This window comes from bacterium (assembly GCA_021108215.1).
Lineage (GTDB): Bacteria > Oederibacteriota > JAAXVQ01 > JAAXVQ01 > JAUVAV01 > JAIORK01.
In genome coordinates this window covers 1-19,376 of sequence record JAIORK010000045.1, presented here as the reverse complement: position 1 = coordinate 19,376, position 19,376 = coordinate 1, and the positions used below count along the sequence as shown (strand labels likewise).

General features: G+C 45.9%; 21 protein-coding genes. 15 read left to right on the top strand and 6 right to left on the bottom strand.

Features of this window, described 5'->3' with window-relative positions; all coding sequences use genetic code 11:
• The 7 genes from K8S19_10105 (at position 1) to hycI (ending at position 4,554) form a co-directional block, all read left to right on the top strand.
• Complete coding sequence (locus K8S19_10105; protein MCD4814027.1) at positions 1-345, top strand: hydrogenase; 345 nt, start codon at positions 1-3, stop codon at positions 343-345.
• Entirely contained in the window at positions 342-773 is a 432-nt protein-coding gene (locus K8S19_10100; GenBank protein MCD4814026.1) for an NADH-quinone oxidoreductase subunit B family protein, read from the top strand. The genes K8S19_10105 and K8S19_10100 overlap by 4 nt, the downstream gene beginning before the upstream one ends.
• The gene (locus K8S19_10095; protein MCD4814025.1) at positions 770-1,360 is read left to right on the top strand and encodes an NADH-quinone oxidoreductase subunit C; all 591 of its coding nucleotides are present in this window, start codon (positions 770-772) and stop codon (positions 1,358-1,360) included. The genes K8S19_10100 and K8S19_10095 overlap by 4 nt, the downstream gene beginning before the upstream one ends.
• Complete coding sequence (locus K8S19_10090) at positions 1,357-2,595, top strand: nickel-dependent hydrogenase large subunit (protein ID MCD4814024.1); 1,239 nt, start codon at positions 1,357-1,359, stop codon at positions 2,593-2,595. The genes K8S19_10095 and K8S19_10090 overlap by 4 nt, the downstream gene beginning before the upstream one ends.
• The gene (locus tag K8S19_10085; protein ID MCD4814023.1) at positions 2,592-3,587 is read left to right on the top strand and encodes an NADH-quinone oxidoreductase subunit H; all 996 of its coding nucleotides are present in this window, start codon (positions 2,592-2,594) and stop codon (positions 3,585-3,587) included. The genes K8S19_10090 and K8S19_10085 overlap by 4 nt, the downstream gene beginning before the upstream one ends.
• A 15-nt stretch (positions 3,588-3,602) precedes the next feature.
• Positions 3,603-4,007 carry a 4Fe-4S dicluster domain-containing protein gene (locus K8S19_10080; GenBank protein ID MCD4814022.1) on the top strand — a complete coding sequence of 135 codons (405 nt, stop codon included), beginning with the start codon at positions 3,603-3,605 and terminating at the stop codon, positions 4,005-4,007.
• Between the two features lie 103 nt (positions 4,008-4,110).
• Positions 4,111-4,554 (top strand): hydrogenase maturation peptidase HycI, encoded by a 444-nt coding sequence (gene hycI / locus K8S19_10075; GenBank protein ID MCD4814021.1) that lies wholly within the window; start codon positions 4,111-4,113, stop codon positions 4,552-4,554.
• A gap of 36 nt (positions 4,555-4,590) precedes the next feature.
• On the opposite strand, the gene K8S19_10070 is transcribed toward hycI, so the two are convergent.
• The 3 genes from K8S19_10070 to K8S19_10060 all read right to left on the bottom strand — a co-directional run bounded on the left by K8S19_10070 (position 4,591) and on the right by K8S19_10060 (position 8,297).
• Complete coding sequence (locus K8S19_10070; GenBank protein ID MCD4814020.1) at positions 4,591-5,133, bottom strand: hypothetical protein; 543 nt, start codon at positions 5,131-5,133, stop codon at positions 4,591-4,593.
• A 226-nt stretch (positions 5,134-5,359) separates the two neighbouring features.
• Positions 5,360-6,262 (bottom strand): PorV/PorQ family protein, encoded by a 903-nt coding sequence (locus K8S19_10065; GenBank protein MCD4814019.1) that lies wholly within the window; start codon positions 6,260-6,262, stop codon positions 5,360-5,362.
• A gap of 28 nt (positions 6,263-6,290) precedes the next feature.
• The gene (locus tag K8S19_10060) at positions 6,291-8,297 is read right to left on the bottom strand and encodes a T9SS type A sorting domain-containing protein (protein ID MCD4814018.1); all 2,007 of its coding nucleotides are present in this window, start codon (positions 8,295-8,297) and stop codon (positions 6,291-6,293) included.
• Positions 8,298-8,570: 273 nt separating this feature from the next.
• On the opposite strand from K8S19_10060, the gene K8S19_10055 reads away from it, so the two are divergent.
• Entirely contained in the window at positions 8,571-8,810 is a 240-nt protein-coding gene (locus K8S19_10055) for a hydrogenase maturation nickel metallochaperone HypA (GenBank protein ID MCD4814017.1), read from the top strand.
• A 97-nt stretch (positions 8,811-8,907) separates the two neighbouring features.
• Here K8S19_10055 and K8S19_10050 read toward each other — a convergent pair whose 3' ends face one another.
• A complete protein-coding gene (locus K8S19_10050) occupies positions 8,908-9,621 on the bottom strand; it encodes a hypothetical protein (protein ID MCD4814016.1) in 714 nt (237 codons plus the stop codon).
• Positions 9,622-10,092: 471 nt separating this feature from the next.
• On the opposite strand from K8S19_10050, the gene K8S19_10045 reads away from it, so the two are divergent.
• From K8S19_10045 to hypE, 6 genes are all read left to right on the top strand, one after another.
• Positions 10,093-10,461, top strand: coding sequence for a hydrogenase maturation nickel metallochaperone HypA (locus K8S19_10045; GenBank protein MCD4814015.1), 369 nt, complete (start codon positions 10,093-10,095; stop codon positions 10,459-10,461).
• Positions 10,445-11,101: a hydrogenase nickel incorporation protein HypB gene (hypB, locus tag K8S19_10040; protein MCD4814014.1), complete on the top strand. Its 657-nt coding sequence runs from the start codon at positions 10,445-10,447 to the stop codon at positions 11,099-11,101. Before K8S19_10045 ends, hypB begins: the two co-directional genes overlap by 17 nt.
• Positions 11,102-11,117: 16 nt before the next feature.
• Positions 11,118-13,421 (top strand): carbamoyltransferase HypF, encoded by a 2,304-nt coding sequence (gene hypF, locus K8S19_10035; GenBank protein ID MCD4814013.1) that lies wholly within the window; start codon positions 11,118-11,120, stop codon positions 13,419-13,421.
• A gap of 220 nt (positions 13,422-13,641) precedes the next feature.
• Positions 13,642-13,872 carry a HypC/HybG/HupF family hydrogenase formation chaperone gene (locus tag K8S19_10030; protein MCD4814012.1) on the top strand — a complete coding sequence of 77 codons (231 nt, stop codon included), beginning with the start codon at positions 13,642-13,644 and terminating at the stop codon, positions 13,870-13,872.
• On the top strand, positions 13,860-14,930 hold the full coding sequence (hypD, locus tag K8S19_10025) for a hydrogenase formation protein HypD (protein MCD4814011.1): 1,071 nt from the start codon (positions 13,860-13,862) through the stop codon (positions 14,928-14,930). The genes K8S19_10030 and hypD overlap by 13 nt, the downstream gene beginning before the upstream one ends.
• Positions 14,931-15,200: 270 nt before the next feature.
• On the top strand, positions 15,201-16,211 hold the full coding sequence (hypE, locus tag K8S19_10020; GenBank protein MCD4814010.1) for a hydrogenase expression/formation protein HypE: 1,011 nt from the start codon (positions 15,201-15,203) through the stop codon (positions 16,209-16,211).
• Positions 16,212-16,219: 8 nt separating this feature from the next.
• Here hypE and K8S19_10015 read toward each other — a convergent pair whose 3' ends face one another.
• Both K8S19_10015 and K8S19_10010 read right to left on the bottom strand, forming a co-directional pair.
• Positions 16,220-17,395 (bottom strand): nitronate monooxygenase, encoded by a 1,176-nt coding sequence (locus K8S19_10015; protein ID MCD4814009.1) that lies wholly within the window; start codon positions 17,393-17,395, stop codon positions 16,220-16,222.
• Positions 17,396-17,409: 14 nt separating this feature from the next.
• Positions 17,410-18,018 carry a TetR/AcrR family transcriptional regulator gene (locus tag K8S19_10010; GenBank protein MCD4814008.1) on the bottom strand — a complete coding sequence of 203 codons (609 nt, stop codon included), beginning with the start codon at positions 18,016-18,018 and terminating at the stop codon, positions 17,410-17,412.
• A 652-nt stretch (positions 18,019-18,670) separates the two neighbouring features.
• On the opposite strand from K8S19_10010, the gene K8S19_10005 reads away from it, so the two are divergent.
• Positions 18,671-19,376 (top strand): hypothetical protein (locus tag K8S19_10005; GenBank protein MCD4814007.1); only part of this gene is annotated, 706 nt, incomplete at its 3' end.

Below are 19,376 nucleotides of genomic sequence, written 5' to 3'. Positions count from 1 at the left end.
ATGGGTGCGTTTGAAACACTTCAGAGCGGGTTTGGTTTTTGGAATCCGTTTGTCTGGCTTGGGGTTTTTCTTTTAACAATGCTGATTGCCCTGCTGATCAGGGGACTGGGAACAAAAAAATATAAACCGGGGACACCGCAAACGAAGCCGTTTATATCCGGAAATCGTGAAGAAAATATCGAGCAATTGCATGTGCGGGCCGGTAATTTATACTGGGGTTTTTTGGAGAGCATGAAGAGTTATTATAAACATGTTGTGCGAATTCATTCCGGGATGATCAGTGATTACTTATTGTGGTTGTTCGCCACCATGGCGATTATTCTTGTTATTGGAATTTATTTATGAGTATTTCAAAGGCGTTAAATAAATCATTATGGGTTTTTCATATAAATGCGGGATCGTGCAATGGTTGTGATATTGAAATCGTTGGCGCGATTACCCCCCGTTATGACCCCGAGCGGTTCGGGATCAAGCTGGTCGGATCACCCCGGCATGCCGATGTGTTGATGGTGACCGGTCCGGTTACCAGGAAGATGAAAGAAAAACTAATCCTGGTTCATCAGCAAACACCTGATCCGAAATTGGTGATGGCGGTTGGTGCGTGTGGTTCAACCGGCGGCCCGTTTTATGAATCCTATACCTTGGCAGGACCGATTGATGATGTGATTCCGGTGGATGTGTATGTTCCCGGATGTCCGCCGCGACCGGAAGCAATTACGTATGGTGTTGTATTGGCACTAAAAAAACTTGAGGAATTGCAGAAAAAAATATGACATTGACACCTGCAGAAATTATTGAGCGTTTTCAAAAGTTACTTGGTGAGGGATTGCGCAACTCGCGTATTGTGAAGCGCAGCGAAGGTAAACAAACCAGGGAAAGTGTACAGGTTTGGCTGACCCTGGATAAGTCATTGCTGCATTCTGCGGTGAAGCAATTGGCGGATATTCATTATCCGCATTTGGCGGTTATTTCCGGATGTGATGTTGGTGACGTCATTGAATTGAATTATCATTTTTTCATTTATTATGAAGTCCCGAATGGGGAAGTTAATGTCACGATCAAGGTGCTGCTCCCGAAAACGGATCTGACGGTCCGGACAATTACAGATATTTTGCCCGGCGCATTGGTGAGCGAACGTGAAAAGCAGGAATTTTTCGGTATCAAAGTGATTGATATTCCGGACAGCCGGCGGCTCTTTTTGCCGGAAGATTTTCCTGAGGGTGTTTATCCGTGGCGTAAGGATGAGACCGGTATTCCGGAAGATATGGTGAAAAAGCTCTACGAAGTTGGAAAAGGTGAATGCGGGATGCGAAAACGCGATGACAATAAACAACCAGGGCATGAGGAAAAGGCACCATGAATCAATCAGAAAATAAATTAAAGCATAATATCAAAACAGTTATAGGCCCTAATCATCCGGCACTCAAAGAACCGGTAAAGTTTATTTTTGAGATGGAGGGTGAAAAAATATGCAAAGTGGATATTGCGCCGGGTCATGCGCATCGCGGGTTGGAATGGATGGCTTGGCGCCGGAACTGTATTCAAATTATTCACTTGGCGGATCGTGTCTGCGGTATTTGCGGCGTTGCGCATTCGATGACTTTTTGTCGTGCGGTTGAACAGGCGGCCGGTATTCAGGTGCCGCCGCGTGCAGATTATTTGCGTACCATTTATGCTGAACTGGAACGGATGCATTCGCACTTGCTATGGGCCGGCGTGGCAGCCATGGAGCTCGGGTTTGATACCTTGTTTTACAAAGCTTGGGAAGTGCGTGAAGATGTGATGGATTTGCTTGAGTATCTTTCGGGTAATCGGGTGAATTACGGTGTTATGCAGGTCGGTGGTATGCGTCGCGATATTACATCAGATCAGATTCCCCGCATTAAAAAATCACTTAAATATTATGAAGACCTGTTTTTTCAACTGGCAGACATGTTTTTGGAAGACTCGGTTATTCGGATGCGTTGCCGTGATACCGGGGTGCTTTCCAAGGACATGGCGTTAAAACTAAGCACGGTTGGACCGACGATTCGTTCCTCCGGGGTCGCGCATGATGTGCGTCAAGATGATCCCTATTGTGCCTATGGTGATTTGGATGTCAAAGCAATGACGCCGGATATGCTTGGTGGCGAAGTGCATGGAGATGTTTTTGACCGGATTATTGTCCGCTTACTGGAAGTGAAGCAGTCGGTTGAGATTATTAGGCGGAGTGTCGATGAAATGCCCGGCGGCGAGATCATCACGGAAAAACGGATGATGGTATTGCTTAACAATTTAAAAAAAGCAGAAGGCGAAGGAGTTGGCCGGCATGAAGCCCCGCGTGGAGAGGTTTTTCATTATGTGAAATTAAAAGCGGGTGATGAGAGTCCGGAAGCCTGGAAGGTCAAGGCATCGACCTATAGTAATCTTATGGGATGGCTGGAAATACTCAAAGGTGAGCAGATTGCCGATATTCCAATTATTATTGCATCGCTTGATCCGTGTATTTCATGTATGGATCGGGTTGCCATTGTGAGGAAAGGCAAGACGAATATACTGACTCAGTTGGAGCTGAGAGAATTATCCCGGGAAAAGACCAGGGAGTTGCGGAAATGACGGCACTTTTATTGAAAATTATTTTGGGTGTGTTCGGTATGACTGCGCTGGCAGTTGTCGGCGGGTTTATTGCACAAGGTGTTGACCGCAAACTGGTGGCAATGATGCAAGCCAGAATCGGACCGAAGCTGCGCCAGCCCTATTGGGACTTTCTTAAACTCATGCAAAAGGAAAATATTGTTCCCGAACATGCGGTGGCCTGGGTTTTTAATGCCGCGCCGGTGATCGCCTTTGCCGCAGCGGTTTCCATCATGCTGTATATTCCATTTGCCGGGTTCGGCCCTGTTTTGGAGGGCTACGGTGACCTGATCCTGGTGATGTACCTGTTGGTCATGTCAGCCCTGGCCATGGTGATCGGTGGGTTTTCCGCTGCGTCCCCCTATTCCGCGATTGGCGCCCAGCGTGAAATGGTAACCATGATTGCCTATGAAGCGCCGCTGGGTGCGATTGTGATTTCCTTTGCCTGGAAGCTTTCCCAGGTTGGTTTGGACAATCCTTTCTCGCTCAAAACCATTGCTGAAAATCCTGTTTGGAATATTGTCGGTCCTTTTGGTGTGATCGGTTTTGTTCTGTTATTATTTGCTCAGATTATTGTGACCCCCGGAGAGCTTTCCAAGGTGCCGTTTGATTCTCCGGAAGCCAAGTCCGAATTGGCCGATGGATTGATGGTTGAATACTCGGGAAGAAATCTGGCCATGTTTTATCTGGCGTTGGGCACCAAAATGATTGTCATGTCCGCGCTGACCATTGCTTTGTTTTTTCCTTACACTATTTCCGGCTGCCTGCATGTGAGCTCGGATTTGGCGGCGATCATCGATATCGCATTTTTTGTATTGAAAATATTCGTGGTTATGTTTTTCTCCATCACACTGATGCGCGCATCCATGGCACGCTTCCGGATTACCCAAGTGGTGGAAGTTTATTGGAAATTTGGCGGAACGTTGACTATTTTGGGGCTGCTGCTGCTGATGTTGGACAGCCTTATAAAGTAAAACAGGAGTTGGACTATGTTCAGTTTACCGATGGTGCGTCGGGTTTTTAAACAACTATTTAAAAAGCCCGTCACCAATCTGTTCCCTTCAAAATATTTGCCCGGTTCCGTGACTGGTTTTTTAAAATCAGTCGGCGAAGGTACGGAGACCATCAATCCGCCGATAGCAATACCCGCAGGTTTCCGTGGGAAGATCGCGTATAAAAGTGAAGGGTGCACCGGTTGCGGAATGTGTTCGCGCGTTTGCCCGTCACATGCGATTGATCTTTATCGGGAAGAAAAACGAATCGTCGTTTTTGCCGTCCAGTGTATCCAGTGCGGACAGTGCACCGAAGTTTGTCCTAAAAACTTACTTTCCATGACAGATGAATTTTTAACAGCCACAACAAACCGCTATGATCAAGCGAATGTGCTGGAGTAAAACCGGTTGATGCTAAAAGGCGGCGCTTTCGCGTCGCCTTTTTTATACACTATTCGTGATGCCGGCCATCAGGCAAAGACTGGAAAGAAGGACGATAATTAAAATGAAGAAACTTTTAATGGGTATTGGTAATCAATTGCGCGGTGATGATGGCGTGGGGAATTACATTGCGCAAAACTTTCAGGCGGAAGGGTGGCTGGCACTGGATTGCGCTACGCTCCCGGAAAATTATACGTCTGTGGTAAAAAAACATCAACCGGATTACCTTGTGATCGTCGATGCCGCTCAAATGGATATTAAAGCAGGCGAGTTTCGGCGAGTCGACTATGAAGAAATACAGGACATGGGCGGGGGAACCCATTCACTGCCATTATATATTGTGATTAATTATATGCGCCAGTCTGTTCAAAAAGAGGTGGTTTTTATCGGTATTCAGCCGGCAAAGGTGGAAGATGGGCAGGAACTCACACCGGTTGTCAGAGACTCCGCAGACCGTGTTATTGAAATGATCCGCAGCGACACATTCAGCCAAATTCCCGAGCTTTAAAAAAAATCGACGGAGGCAAGCTGCCGCTTCTAGAGATTATTCCCAGGTAATTTTCCATGTCCATTGTTGGGGATCACTATCATGATGCACGACGCGGACATTTTTTGCACCGGTGGCCTCAACCAGGACGGCAATGTGGGCATTGGCAGCTTCGCGCAGTGTAAAGGGAAGCTGCGGAAAAGCACGGACAATAAAATCTAAAGATTTATTTTCGATATTTTCAACAGAAGCATTGCCGGTGTCATAATAACTTCTCCAAACAGCGGCGGCCCGGCGGGCAATAAAAGGAATAGTCGGGATGCGTAAAAAGATTTTGTATATACTGGAATAGGAGCTTTTCGCCAATTCACGGTGAAGTTGCAGGATACCCCGGTTGTGCCCGGGAAATAGGGTTGCGGCGGCAACTTCATAAATTTTTGCCTGGAGGTGGATGGGCGTCCAGGTGGTAGTGATTATTTTTAGGAAAGCTTCAGTGGTTTCTTCGTCAAGTTTTTTCAAGAAATCCCGATAAGTTTCTTCGCCGCGATTTTTAAGTATTTTTTTTAAAGTAACAACATCAGTGCCCTTGGTGTTCGGCATGCCGTATCGGCCCCCCCTTGGTGGAGATGTTTGCAGGCTGGCAATAAATAATTTAGGATGAAAAATATTAAAAATCATTAAGCAACCTGAAATATTCATTAAGTATAACAGAAAAAACGGCGGAATATTTTTTTTTGGTCGGATTAATGCCGAGAGTGGGGCGTTAAAAGTAGGTATAAAAAAAAGGGCGGCCAATCTTGGCCGCCCTTTTGATGAATAACCGAAATTAGAACTTGGCGGAAACAGTGAACTTGTGGGTGGAATCCAATTCCTGAACCAAACCAAACGCATAATCAAGTTGGAAGATATTCCAGCTAAAGCCCAGACCGGCGGTTAAGCCTTCCAAATCGTAACCTGTTTTGTAACCTAAACGAACGGCCGTTATGTTGTTGAATACATATTCAGCGCCCATGTGAACATTAAGATCGGCATCATTAACCTTGACCAAATCAACTGAAAATAGAGTTGAATGCAGGTCGGCAATGGCAGCTTTATAACCGGCGCCCAAACGTATGGTTAAAGGCAGGCTGTCACCTTCGTCAATGTACTTAATTTCAGTACCAATGTTTTGAACACTAAGACCAATTGACAAGTCTTTATCAAGAGCAAGTAGAAGTCCTAAGTCTCCGGCAAAGGCAGTAGCAGTATATTCATCGATCAAGGTACTACTATAGTATTTTAGGCTGGCACCAACACTCAATTTTTTAGTTAAGGTGTAACCATAACCACCCATGATGACCAGATCGTTTTGAGCTTCAACCTCACTGCCGTCATCCAGTTCAAAAGCACCACCCTGGAGCATGATGATGCCAATACCAAAACCGCCGTTTTTTTCAAGATTTTGAGTGTAAAGGATTTGTTCGTAAGTGGTTTCAGCCAGACCCATCAAGTAGGTTGCACTGATTTGCACGCCTTTCACATTAGTAAGACCGGCGGCATTCCAGTAAAGGGTGCTGCTGTCATTGGCAATACCAACAAAAGCTTCACCCATACCCAGGCTGCGTGTGCCGACAGCTTGTTCCAATACCAGACCACCGGATGTGGATGAACTGCCGGCCATGGCTGAAGTTGTACCAAGACCGATAAGACAAGTTAAAGCGATTGAAACCAGCGCTTGGTTAATTTTCATACTGATTTTTCCTCCATTCTTTTATTTATTATTTTACTACCGCAATTTTAAGCGTTTTGGTTATTTTAGGTGTTTTAATATGTACAATATAAATACCACTGGCTACCAGGTTGCCATTCACGTTTTGAGCAGCCCAGGTAATTGAGTAAGTACCTGCCTGATGATAACCTTCAACCAAAGTTTTAACCAATTTACCTTTTAAGTTATAAACCTTGATGGTGATTAGGCCGGCTTTGGTTGTGGAATAATTAATAGTGCTTGATTCACCGCTGCCGGGTAATAATTTGCGATTAACAATTGAGGCTTCATTAACTGTTGTCGCCGGTGTAGCTGTGGGTGTTGGATCAGTTTTATAATAATTAACTTCCAAAGTGCCGGTTGGAACAGCATTGTCGAACATATTGAGGTGTATTTGAGAGCTCGTAAGCGTATCTTGCAGAAAAGCAACCATGGCTTTGCCTTGATTGTTAATGCTTGCCACCGGAATATATGTATTCTGTAAATCACCGATTTTGGAGTTCAATAAACCTTCATATTCAACGATATCCTGCCAACCGCCCGTATGAGGATTGTATGTATTATAATAAATATCAGATGTAGATGCTCCTTGAATAGCAAATGCCACCATGGCATGTCCATTATCATTGATATCCAATGATGCTGATTCGGCATTTGCTGCTACGTTTGGACTTATGGTAACAGCTTGATCCCAACCGGTACCAGTACCGCTTTGAAAGCGGGCTGCCTGGATGGTTGATGTACCGTCAACATCTTGTTCGAACACACAAAAACCCTGATTGTTATTATCCATTTTAGATTGTGGGTTACGGGCACTTTCTATTGTTGAATGAGCACTTATCGTTACATTGTCATACCAGGTTGTGGTTGGATCATATTCACGGGCAAAAACACGATCAGTTCCAGGTAAACTGTGAAGATAGGTTACAAGCACACGATTGGAATCATTGATGGATACTGATGGCATATCATCATCATCAGTACTAAACTCAGGGTCAATTCGATCCGGTGTTAACCAGGAACTGCCATTATATTGCGCAACATAAATACGGTAGTCAGGGCTGCCCATATCTTGTCTGAAAGCAGCAGCAATTCTACCGGTATTATTAATATCAACTGAATAATTACGATAAGTTGAATAGCCGGTAACATCAATTTGAACAGGATCAGACCAATATTGATTGTTAAAGTTGAATCTGCGGGCATAAAGGATATCGTATGAGCCGGTTGTTTGGGCAAAAATCATAACTGCCTGACCATTGGCATTTAAATCAACAACCGGAATGCCTATTACATTGTTATTGTTGGCCTGCAATGTTACAGAACCATACCAGCCTGTTCCGGGAACATACCAATTCGCATAGATATCGTTATTAGTATGATAAATACAAATAGCTTGACCACTATCATTCATGACTATTCTGGGATTAGTTGCGTCTGTAGCAACTGTGAATGAAACAGGATTATACCAACCGTTTTGTTGAGTATAACGACGAGCCCAGATAAAAGGAAGACCTGAGAAGGCATCAGGTTGCCAAAAAGCTAAAAATGCTTCGCCGTTATTATTGAGTGCCAGTGTCGGGGTATCAGTCGGCATTTGTGCGCCATTATCCTTACGTTCTGCACCTGACCAGGTACCAACCGGGGAAAATTTGATTAACCCAAGAGCCGGATCAATGGCCACGGTATTTGCAAGGGGATAATTATCATTGCTTAAGTTAGAGCTGGTTAAATTACCGCCTTCAACGGCAAGATTTTTTTCTGCAATTAAATCTTTGTTGTTTTGTAAGATTTTGAAGTCAGTACCATAATGATAAGGTATGTCAGCATTGGTGAGTGACGTCCCATCCGGCATGGTTATTTGAAAATCTTCATTTTGTGAATCAAAATGGTAAGTTGCGTCACTGGTGTCATCGGCATTACCTGCCTGACCACCTAAGACCTGGGTGGCTGAGCCGACATCACTTATTGCAGTAATGAGCAATGCACAGAAAAGCCATGTTGCGATTTTTCTCATAAAGTCCCTCCTGGAAATATTTTTTATATTACAAAAGAAAGATAACGGATAAACCGGTAAAAAGCAATGATTTTGTTAGATCGAATAAATAATAAACAACTCCTTATTTTGTCATTGACGTAGGATTTTTAAAAGTTTTTCCATACTATAATTCCAAATAATATAATCCGTACAATTTTTAGAAATAAAACAGCTGCATTCCTGGAAATCATTGGCAAATTGATTAAAATAGAATAAAATTTCCTGAGTTATTAATTCGAAAAGAGTTTGCTGATGCACAAGTTTTCCATTTGTCAGAATTCGGTTGAAGCTATTTTGGATGCCATCAAGACGATGCAGCCCCGGCCCAAACGTTTGCCAAGTGCACACGTTGTTACAGGGCGTATGCGCCGGATTATTTCGCAATTTTTGGAATCAGCGTATGCGGCTTTAATTCAGGATACACCGGCGGCGGGCTTCAAGCTGAAAATCACAGAAGTACCGATCACTGCCAAATGTTTAGCGTACGGTTAGGTCAGTGGGATTACATCGCCGAACTTTGTTTGTCCGGCGCACTTGCCCAGCTTGCCCCGCGTATGCGGGGGCGAATGCCGGGTAAGCCTGTGGGTTTTTATAAACCAAGGAATTGAATGCTCAAACCACAAATGCAGATGGTGGCACCGGCAATGGCATGCATGTAGCGTTCAATGCGTTTGAGTGGAAACAGGTTAACGCCCAGGGATGCAATTGTCACAACAGCCAGCATGGTTGTGATGGTTGTCGCCATAAAAACTCCAGTGATAAAAATAAGACCGGCCAAGCCGGCGTTTGCAGCCGGATACATCAGGATCGGGATCAAAGGTTCGCACGGACCCAGCACAAAAATTGTGAATAGAACCCAAGGCGTAAGGGAAGGCTTGCGGGATGCAGGATGCACATGGGCGTGTTCTTGCCGGTGCTTATGAGTATGCACATGTTGGGTTCCGTCGGCATGGGTGTGCAAATGAGTATGTGATTTATTCAAAACAGCTTGGCGGACACCCCAGATGAAGTACGCGAAACCAAAGGCAATGAATGCCCAGGCAGCCAGATTTCCCCGAAATCCCTCAAAAATTTCCAATTTTGTCACCAAAAGTCCCAAAGCAATTCCGCTAAATCCAAGCAGTACTGAGCTGAAAACGTGTCCGAGTCCACAAAGAAAAGTAATCCAAAGGGTTTTTAAAAGAGACCAGTTTCTGGCGCGTCCCATGACAATAAAAGGAACATAATGATCAGGTCCTAAAAGAGTATGGAAAAAGCCGATGGATGCGGCGGTGCCTGCCAAAAGAATTATTGTATGAGACATTGTTAACTCCTTGAAATAAACAATCAAATCTGCTGTTTAGGCTGCAAATCGACGGATTTGAATTGCGCGTGGTCTGAAAACCGGATGATACTAACATGAAAGGCATGGGAAGGCAAGCTGGATAAAAGAACGAAAAATGGCCCGTTGGGTATAAAAAAAGCGGTTATTATGTAATTGTGAGGAGTATATCAATTGACATGCTTGTGCCTCGGCAGGGTGGCAACGAGGCGCGACCACTGTGTGTTGCCTAAAAACCAGGTAAGAAGATACCGTGTGAATAAATAAACGTGAGAGAAAATAAAACCTCAGCGTCTCTGAAAACCATTGGCAAATCCATCAAAATAGAATAAAATTCCCTGAGTTGGTTTGTGAGTGCAAGTCTGCAGGATATCCGCCTGAACTAGAACATGTGTTATCGCGGAGTCGCCTATGATCACCGGTTGATTTCTATGAATTGGAAAAGAGACATTGATGCATGAATTTTCTATTTGTCAGAATTTGGTTGAAGCTATTTTAGATGCCATCAAGACGATGCAACCCCGGCCCAAACGTTTGCTAAGTGCACACGTTGTTGCAGGGCGTATGCGCCAAATTGTTCCGCAATTTTTAGAATCGGCGTATGAAGCTTTGATCCAGGATACACCGGCGGCGGGCTCAAAGCTGAATATTATAGAAGCACCCATCAAAGCCAAGTGTTTGGTGTGCGGTCAGGTCAGTGAGATTACCCCGCCGAGTTTTGCCTGCCAAGGGTGTCAGTCGCAATCACTCGATACAATCAGTGGTATGGAATTGTATTTAGATCATCTGGAAGTTGAGGTGGAGAATGAAACAGGAAATTAAAGTCTATCGAAATTTGATGGGGGCCAACGAGGAATGGGCGGCTAAGACCCGAGAGGTCCTCAAAGAAAAAAAAATTACCATGATTAATATTATCGGTTCTCCGGGTGCGGGAAAAACTGCGCTATTGGAAAAAATCCAGACGTTTTTGAAGGGTCGGCTGCGATTTGGTGTTTTGGAAGGGGATGTGGAAACAACCCGGGATGCAGAGCGGCTGGCGACTTTGCAGATTCCGGTTAGTCAGTTGTTGACTGACGGTGCCTGTCATTTGGAAGCCAAACTTGTCCATTATGCGCTGCTTGATCTGCCGTTGGATGAATTGGACCTGGTGATTGTGGAGAATGTCGGGAACTTGGTATGTCCGGCTGAATTTGACATTGGTGAGCATGCCAAGATCGCAGTCTTAAGTGTGACCGAGGGTGAAGACAAGGCCTTGAAATATCCTTTGCTCTTTCGTGAATCCAAGGCAGTGATTTTATCGAAGATTGATCTTCTGCCGTATTTGCCTTTTCAGATGGATGTTTGTCTTGCGGCGGTTAAACAGATCAATGGTGATGTTCCGGTTTTTGCGCTTTCCGCTTATAAGAGTGAAGGGATGCAAGCCTGGGTGGACTGGCTGTTGACGTTTTCGGAAAAAAAATAAGTGTGTGGGAAATAGTATGATAGATGCGATTTTAAACAAAAAATTGCCGGATCAGATGATACGGATTCGGGCGGAGATCAGCGGCCGTGTCCAAGGAGTTGGGTTTAGACCTCTGGTGTATCGCTATGCGACCCAGGCCGGGTTGAGTGGATTTGTGAATAACACCGCCTCCGGTGTTGTGTTGGAAGTTCAGGGAAACCGAAATATGCTGGCGCAATTTTTCAGGCAATTGGAAATCGAGCCGCCCCGGATATCGCATGTTGAAACCATGCAGCTCCGGGAAATTGATCTGGTTTTGGAACAGGGTTTTTTGATAACAACCAGCGAAGCGACCGGAGAAACCGTACCGGCTTTTCCGCCTGATTTAGCGACCTGTTCTGAGTGCCAAAAGGAAATCAAGCAACCCACGGACCGGCGTTTTGACTATGCTTTTACCAACTGCATTCATTGCGGACCCCGGTTTACCATTATTCATTCACTGCCGTATGATCGTCAACGGACCGCCATGCGGCAGTTTGTAATGTGCCCTGCCTGTCAGCAGGAATATGGGAGTGTCCATGATCGGCGGTTTCATGCGCAACCCAATGCTTGTTCTCAATGCGGGCCCGCACTTCAATGTGTTGGCGCAAACGGACAACCTTTGCCGGGGAATCCCCTGGAGACGGCAAATACATTTCTCGGACAGGGGAAAATTCTTGCACTCAAAGGAATCGGCGGGTACCATCTGGCTTGTGATGCAACCAATCATACCGCCATTGCAGCATTGCGAAAGAGAAAACATCGGCCTGACAAGGCTTTAGCAGTGATGTTTGCCACCATTGAGGCTGTTCGCAGGGTCTGTGTGTGTTCGCCGCAAGAAGAGCACTTACTGCGGGATTGTGCAGCACCGATTGTATTGCTAAGAAAAGTCCCCGGATTTGATCTGCCGGAGAATCTGGCGCCTGATACAGATGAATTGGGTGTGTTTTTACCGTATTCACCGGTTCATCACCTCCTGGCGGCCAGACAGAGTCCCTTGGTCATGACCAGCGGAAATTTAGCGGAAGAACCGATTGCCCAGGATATCGCCGGGTTGGGAAAAATTTTAGGGACAATTGCGGATGCTGCATTGGACCATGATCGGCCGATCGTGCGGCGCTGTGATGATTCGGTGATGCGTGTGGTGGGGACGACATCGACGGTGTTGCGCCGGTCCCGGGGGTATGTCCCGGAGCCGATTGAGCTGCCCTTTGAGGGACCGAGGGTTTTTGCCGCAGGTGCTGATCTGAAGAATACCTTTTGCTTCACCAAAGGAAATTTGGCATTTTTATCACAACATATCGGCGATCTTACCGATAAGTACGCTTATGATTTTTACCGCGAGCAGATAAAAGATTTCAGCCGCTTACTCAATATTCAGGCGGATGTGGCGGTTTGCGATCTTCATCCCGATTATCGTTCATCCCAATATGTACGGGCCGGCCGGGAAAAACAAATTTTTGAGGTGCAGCACCATCACTCCCATATTGCTTCTGCCATGGTGGAGAATGGTTTGAATGAAAAAGTGATTGGGGTGGTGATGGATGGCACAGGATATGGACCGGACCGTACCATCTGGGGCGGAGAGATTTTGCTTGCGAATTACCATGGTTTTGAGCGATTGGCCCATTTTCAGCCTATTCCCATGCCCGGTGGTGACCAGGCAGTACGCCATCCTCAGCGAATGGCATTGGCATATCTGTATACCTATTTAAAGGCAGAAGGGCTTGCGGCGGCGCATCGTCATTTAACCTCTATTCGCAAGGATGATATGGCGATGCTTACCACCATGTTAGAGCAAGGTGTGCAGACATCCTTGACATCCAGTGCCGGGAGACTCTTTGATGCAGTCGCCGGATTGATTGGGTTGCATGATCCCATTACTTATGAAGCGCAGGCGGCGATGGGTCTGCAATTTTTAGCTGATCCGGATGAAGAACAAGCTTATACAGGAACGCTTGAAGATCATGACGGCGTGTTGAATATTTCATTTGAAAGGATGTTTCGGCAATTATTGGTGGATATCAGCAGCGGGGCAAAACGTGAAAAAATGGCGGCTAAATTTCATAATATGCTGGCAAGTGTTTTGTGTGATGCTTGTTGCCGGATAAAATCAGATACAGAGATTTCGTCAGTGGTTTTATCCGGAGGTGTTTTTCAAAATGATCTGCTTTCTAAAAAGCTTCGGATAAATTTGGAGCAAAAGGGATTTACTGTGTATGGCAACCGGCTGGTTCCTTCAAATGATGGTGGGATTGCACTGGGGCAGGCGGCGATTGCATTGGCGAGTTTGCAGAAATAAATCGGGAAGTATTTTGGTGCAGGGGTATCGCCGCTCAGATTACTCATTTTTAAAGAAAAAAACGCATCGACACGGACAGGTTGGGTAAAAGGAAACCGTATCGTCAACGCCGGTGCTATCGGTTGGAGACGGTATCAGTTTTTTTTTAAAAACGAGCAGTCTGAGCAGCTCAATAACCGGGAGTTTTATTGATGAGGAGAGTTGTGAAAGGAGACGGACGATGTGTTTGGCAGTGCCTGTAAAAATTATCGCATTGACAGGTGATGAAGCGCTGGTGGAAGCGGACGGCGTCCAACGGACGGTGATCGTGAGTTTAATTAAAAATCCTAAAATCGGTGAGACGGTATTGATTCATGCGGGTTTTGCCATTCAGAAATGGACAGAGGAAGATATGCGTGAATTTCAGGAGATCCAATCTCAGCGCGGGGATGTAAAAATATGCGATCAATGAAAATGTGTCTGGAAACCATTCGGGTAACCCTTGCCCGTATTGACAAACCTCCGGCGTTTATGGAAGTTTGCGGGACACATACCATGAGCGCTTTTCGTTCCGGGTTGCGGTCAATTCTGCCGTCCGGCATTTCGCTGCTCTCGGGCCCGGGGTGTCCGGTCTGTGTCACCCCATCGGGCTATGTGGAACAGGCGGTGGCACTTTCTGAAAATAAGGATGTTATCATCACAACGTTTGGGGATCTCTTGCGGGTTCCGGGACAAAACGGATCTCTGGAAAAAGCGCGCGCCCGGGGCGGAGATATTCGTGTGGTGTATTCACCGCTGGATGCATTGGCGCTGGCAAAGCAAGAAACAAAACGGGAAGTGGTTTTTCTGGGAGTTGGGTTTGAAACCACCACACCTGCGATTGCGGGTACGATCAAACTGGCGGAACAAAACGGGATTACGAATTTCACGGTTTTTCCCGCGCACAAGACAATGCCGCCGGCCATGACAGCGCTTTTAAAAGACCAGGATGTCCGGGTGGATGGATTTATCTGTCCCGGGCACGTGAGTGTGATCATTGGGTATGACGCGTACCTGCCACTGAGCCGGGAATATCATATCCCTTGCGTGGTGGCAGGTTTTGAACCGGAAGACATGGTGGCTGCAATCGAGCGGCTGGTTTTACAGGTCGCAGAGAATAAGGCTGAGGTTGAAAATGTGTACTCGCGCAGTGTTACTCAAGAAGGCAACACTGCGGCCCAGGAATTGATGACAGATGTTTTCCACCCTGTCGATGCTGTCTGGCGGGGACTGGGGATGATCCCGGGGAGCGGTTTGGATATCAAAGAAAACTACGCTGATTTTGACAGCCGGAAAAAATTCGGTCTGGGTAGAGATTTATCAGCTGCGGAACCTGTCGGGTGTAAATGCGGCGATATCCTGCGCGGGACCCGGTTGCCTCCGGACTGTGTGCTTTTCGGGAAAGCCTGTACACCGGAAAATCCAGTCGGTGCTTGCATGGTTTCCAGCGAGGGAACTTGTGCGGCGTATTTTAAATATGGACGGAAATAATATGTTTTCAAGATAAAAAATATGATAATGAATTGTCTTGCCCTGTTTGTGCTTTACAAAAGTCATTGCGAGGAGCGATTTTTACAACGAAGCAATCTGTTTTGAACTTGAAGTGTTTGGAAAACCGGGATTGCGACCAACGGAAGTCCCATACGATCCTCCATCCGGTCGGGGCTTCGTTTTGCTCGTAATGACAAAGGTTCCATTATTTAAGAAACACTACACGCGTGGGCCAAAATAAAATAATAACTGTAAGGGGTGAACGGAAGTATGCCGGATGAAATGATTTTGTTGGCGCATGGCGGGGGCGGGGTTCAGACGCAGCGTCTCATCAAGGATTTGATTTTCAAATATAATGATAATCCGATTCTGCATAAGATGGATGACAGCGCCTGTTTGACATTGCCCGGCAAAGACTTGGTTTTTACAACTGATTCCTATGTGGTGGACCCGATTTTTTTCCCGGGCGGGGATATCGGCCGGTTGGCGGCCTGCGGCACCATCAATGATCTGGTGATGCAAGGGGCGCAACCCCGGCATATGAGCTTAGGGTTGATTCTTGAAGAAGGCATGTTGATTTCTGAGTTGGAAAAAATTATACGGTCTTTTTCTGAAGTGCTGCAGCAAACCGGTGTGACCTTGGTTACCGGGGACACCAAAGTGGTGGGCAAAGGTCAGGCCAAGGGATTGTATATTAATACATCGGGTATTGGTGTGCCGGTGACCGCGGATAATCCGGGTGCCCATTGTGCCCGGCCGGGCGATGTGGTGATTCTGACCGGGACCATGGGTGACCATGGCATGGCGGTGATGGGACAGCGGGAGGGTCTGAACCTGAAAACAGAGTTGCAAAGCGATGTGGCACCGCTTTGGGATCTCATCAAGCCGGTGTTGGAAAAAAAAGATGCGGTCCATGTGCTGCGTGATCCCACCCGTGGCGGGGTGGCGGCCGCCCTGTGTGATATTGCACAAGCCTCGCAAGTGGGTGTCGAGTTGATGGAGCAAGCCTTACCGGTTCGCAAAGCGGTCCACGGTATGTGTGATCTTCTCGGGATTGATCCATTGATGGTTGCCAATGAGGGAAAGGCCCTGGTGATTTGCTCCGAGCAGGAAGCATCGTGGGTAGTGACTCAGCTTAAGCAACATCCTCTGGGGAAAGAGGCTGTGGTGATAGGTCGTGTTCAGGCGGTGGACCCTGGTTTTGTCTCTTTGCAAACACAGGTCGGCGGGTTACGGGCGGTAGAAATGCCCCAAGGGGAAATGCTGCCGCGGATTTGTTGAAATAGTTACTAAACTACGGGCGTTTGCGTGACATAGCGGTTGGATAAACGCCGTGGACGCTTGACGCTTTTTTTCTTTTTGCGAAAATAAACCAATTCTTGTGCATATTCCTTTGTCAACGAGTCGATCAGTTCTTTGACGGTTGTGATTTTTTCCAATCGGTAGGCATTTGTTCCAGCGAACGCAAAACCCCGATTTAAATGACCGCCTTGTGCATTCTGGAGTGCTTGAGCGATGCAATATGGCGCCTTTTTATAGTCGCAAGTCCGCAAACATTTCCAGGAACATTTTATAGGATTCAGGTTACCCTGCGAAACATTGTGCAGAAAAGAATTTTGAATGGCCCGGCCCGGTAATCCGACCGGACTGTCGATGAGAACCAAATCTTCTTTTTTGCACTGTAAGAATGCTTCTTTGAAAGAAAGCGACGCATCACATTCTTGTGTTGCGATAAAACGCGTTGCCATCTGAACGCCTTGTGCCCCTAATTGAATATGGCGGAAAATATCTGAGCCGGAATAAATACCCCCGGCAGTGATAATCGAAATGGGTTTTTTGGATTCCGTTTCAAAAGGTTTGATGGCGGAGATGACCTCGGTTAAAATATTTTCCAGCTGGAAATGAGGGAGATCGATCTGTTCTTTACGAAAGCCCAAATGTCCGCCTGCCTGGGGTCCTTCCACCACAAAAGCGTCCGGAATAAATCCATACTGTTTTTGCCAGTGTTTACAAATAAGGCGTACAGCTCTGGCGGAGGATATAATCGGAACGGTTTTTTGAAGAATTTTTATCCAGTTTGTTCGGGAAAGGGTATCGGGTTTTTTGAGGGGCAAACCGGCACCTAAAAAAATGAGATCAATCGATTCTTTCAAGGCTGTCATCGCCAGTTCCGCAAAGTCAGATGCGGCGATGAGAATATTGACGCCCAAAATTCCTTTGGTTTTTAAGCGGGCTTTGCGGATTTCATCTTGCAGCGCAATGAGGTTTACTTTACGGTAGTTGCGGGAAGCATCAGGATGCAAGAGACCGATTCCGGTGGCGGAAATGACCCCGATACCTCCGCAATTGGCAACAGCGGAAGCGAGGTTTGCCAGGGAAATGCCGACCCCCATACCACCTTGGATGATCGGGATTTTGGCTTTGATACGACCGATGGTAAGACGGGGAAGTTTTGAAAACAGCATAAAAGTACTCCTTGTTATTTCAAAATACCCTGAAGCAGGAAAGCAATGGTTGCTTCAATGGTTGCGTTGGAATGGATTGTTCGTTTATTTAAAACATGAATATACATGGTACCATGCAGGAGGTTGGAAATGATGACGGCGGTTTCCTTGGGATTGCCGGTACGAAAGCAACCCTGTTGAATTCCTGCTTCGACAATGGATTCAATATATTGGAGATTTTTTCTAAAAATACGTATATAAACCGCTTCCGCATGTCTGAGCACTTCGCCTCTTCCGATTACCATAATTTCGGCCAAGAGAGAATCATGATCAAAAAAACTGAAATACGCCCGCACCATGGCCTGGATTTTATCATCCGGTGCATCAACGTTATCAACTTCGGTAGTAATTTGTAGCGCAAGTTTTTTTACCGCATGTTCCACGGCGGCCAGAAACAGATCATATTTAGAAGGGAAATAAAGATAAATCGTACCTTTGGCAATCGCGAGATTATTTGCGAGTTCCTGCAAATCAGCCGGGTGGTAGCCTTTTTCCGCAAAAAGTTTGATGGCAGCGGTTAAAATTTGATTTTTTCGTATGGCGGGGTTCTGGCGTGGACGTCCGCGCGTTTGGACACTTTGCATGAAAACTCCTTATTATACTGACTGGCGAGTCAGTATAATAAGGTAAGTGTCCGGGTTTGTCAAGGAATGGATACCAAAAGAATAAAAACCCCCAGGCAGTCTGCCCGGCGCACTTGCCCAGCCTGCCCCGCGTATGCGGGGGCGAATGCGCAATGATTACAGCAGACCCTTTTCGTTTTACGCCTGCCCCGCGTATGCGGGGGCGAATGTCGGGTAAGCCTGGGGATTTTTATCTTACTGGTGAATTGTAACCACAAGTGCAACAGTTTGACGAAAAGGTAATAGAGGTCTTGTTATTAAAAGGAGGCTCCTTGCGTTGTTATCCCGGCAATCATTAAGCCGGGATCCAGGACTTTGCTAATAAACAAAGTGATCACCCGGCATACGCCGGGCAAGAGTCCGGGGTGACGATTTTTTGTGCTATTAATGCTATGATAAAGTCTTTAGAGAGAAGAAAAATATTCTTTTTTCTAAAAATTAATAATGTTGCAATATGAGTTACAATCTGCCGGATTTTTATCTTACTAAATATTCTCCTTACAATTCTTGACTGAAAATTATATAATAATAAATCTAAAATTTAAATTATTACTTGGGATTGATTGAATTATCATTTGAAATGTATTTTTTTGGAGCGAGAGGGGATGTCGACGTGAAAGTTTCCAATATTATAATGTCCTTATTTTTGATTTTGGGGATTCTTCTGGTCATGCTGGGGTTGAAGATTATTTCTTTAGGCTCTTTATTCCTTTTGGTGGTTATTTTGGTGGTGGTTTACAGTATTTTGATTGCCAAAGCCATGAAAAAATCCAAACCCAAAAAAGAAGAAGCGAAGATTGCGCCCAAGGTTCCGGATATCTTTAGTCAGAAAACCGCAAGTGCTGCAACGTCTGTGCCTTCCCAGCCGGAAAAAAAACAGACGCCCGGTGAACTCAAACAAGCAGACGCTCGGAAGTTGGCCGCAGAGTCAAAGAATGCTGCGGAACTGGTCCGGGAAAAAAACGAGGAAATAAATTCTTTTCGGGAAACGATAAAGAAAAAAACTGAAGAAATCAAACAAGCTCAAGAAGCAGCCGGCAAGTTAACTGATGAAGAAGCCAAGAAAAAATCGGAAGAAGAGATAAAAACACTTTCTGGGAGTTTAAATCAAAATGAGGAAGCAGTTAAAAAGGTTGAAGAAGTTGGGCGCAAGGCCAAAATCGATTCTGAACAACTTTTAGAGCAGTCGCAGAAAGCTGAAACTGATGCGAAAAAAATGTTAGAGGAAGAAGAGGCGGCAGCCAAGCAGAAGTCTGAAGAAGCAGCAGCAGCCAAGCAGAAGGCCGAAGAAGAGGCAGCAGCCAAGCAGAAGGCCGAAG

Bases quoted from the DNA above. Each gene is read 5' to 3' on its own strand.
- K8S19_10105 (MCD4814027.1), top strand. From the start codon at position 1: ATGGGTGCGTTTGAAACACTTCAGAGCGGGTTTGGTTTTTGGAATCCG.
- K8S19_10100 (MCD4814026.1), top strand. From the start codon at position 342: ATGAGTATTTCAAAGGCGTTAAATAAATCATTATGGGTTTTTCATATA.
- K8S19_10095 (MCD4814025.1), top strand. From the start codon at position 770: ATGACATTGACACCTGCAGAAATTATTGAGCGTTTTCAAAAGTTACTT.
- K8S19_10090 (MCD4814024.1), top strand. From the start codon at position 1,357: ATGAATCAATCAGAAAATAAATTAAAGCATAATATCAAAACAGTTATA.
- K8S19_10085 (MCD4814023.1), top strand. From the start codon at position 2,592: ATGACGGCACTTTTATTGAAAATTATTTTGGGTGTGTTCGGTATGACT.
- K8S19_10080 (MCD4814022.1), top strand. From the start codon at position 3,603: ATGTTCAGTTTACCGATGGTGCGTCGGGTTTTTAAACAACTATTTAAA.
- hycI (MCD4814021.1), top strand. From the start codon at position 4,111: ATGAAGAAACTTTTAATGGGTATTGGTAATCAATTGCGCGGTGATGAT.
- K8S19_10070 (MCD4814020.1), bottom strand. From the start codon at position 5,133: ATGCCGAACACCAAGGGCACTGATGTTGTTACTTTAAAAAAAATACTT.
- K8S19_10065 (MCD4814019.1), bottom strand. From the start codon at position 6,262: ATGAAAATTAACCAAGCGCTGGTTTCAATCGCTTTAACTTGTCTTATC.
- K8S19_10060 (MCD4814018.1), bottom strand. From the start codon at position 8,297: ATGAGAAAAATCGCAACATGGCTTTTCTGTGCATTGCTCATTACTGCA.
- K8S19_10055 (MCD4814017.1), top strand. From the start codon at position 8,571: ATGCACAAGTTTTCCATTTGTCAGAATTCGGTTGAAGCTATTTTGGAT.
- K8S19_10050 (MCD4814016.1), bottom strand. From the start codon at position 9,621: ATGTCTCATACAATAATTCTTTTGGCAGGCACCGCCGCATCCATCGGC.
- K8S19_10045 (MCD4814015.1), top strand. From the start codon at position 10,093: ATGCATGAATTTTCTATTTGTCAGAATTTGGTTGAAGCTATTTTAGAT.
- hypB (MCD4814014.1), top strand. From the start codon at position 10,445: ATGAAACAGGAAATTAAAGTCTATCGAAATTTGATGGGGGCCAACGAG.
- hypF (MCD4814013.1), top strand. From the start codon at position 11,118: ATGATAGATGCGATTTTAAACAAAAAATTGCCGGATCAGATGATACGG.
- K8S19_10030 (MCD4814012.1), top strand. From the start codon at position 13,642: ATGTGTTTGGCAGTGCCTGTAAAAATTATCGCATTGACAGGTGATGAA.
- hypD (MCD4814011.1), top strand. From the start codon at position 13,860: ATGCGATCAATGAAAATGTGTCTGGAAACCATTCGGGTAACCCTTGCC.
- hypE (MCD4814010.1), top strand. From the start codon at position 15,201: ATGCCGGATGAAATGATTTTGTTGGCGCATGGCGGGGGCGGGGTTCAG.
- K8S19_10015 (MCD4814009.1), bottom strand. From the start codon at position 17,395: ATGCTGTTTTCAAAACTTCCCCGTCTTACCATCGGTCGTATCAAAGCC.
- K8S19_10010 (MCD4814008.1), bottom strand. From the start codon at position 18,018: ATGCAAAGTGTCCAAACGCGCGGACGTCCACGCCAGAACCCCGCCATA.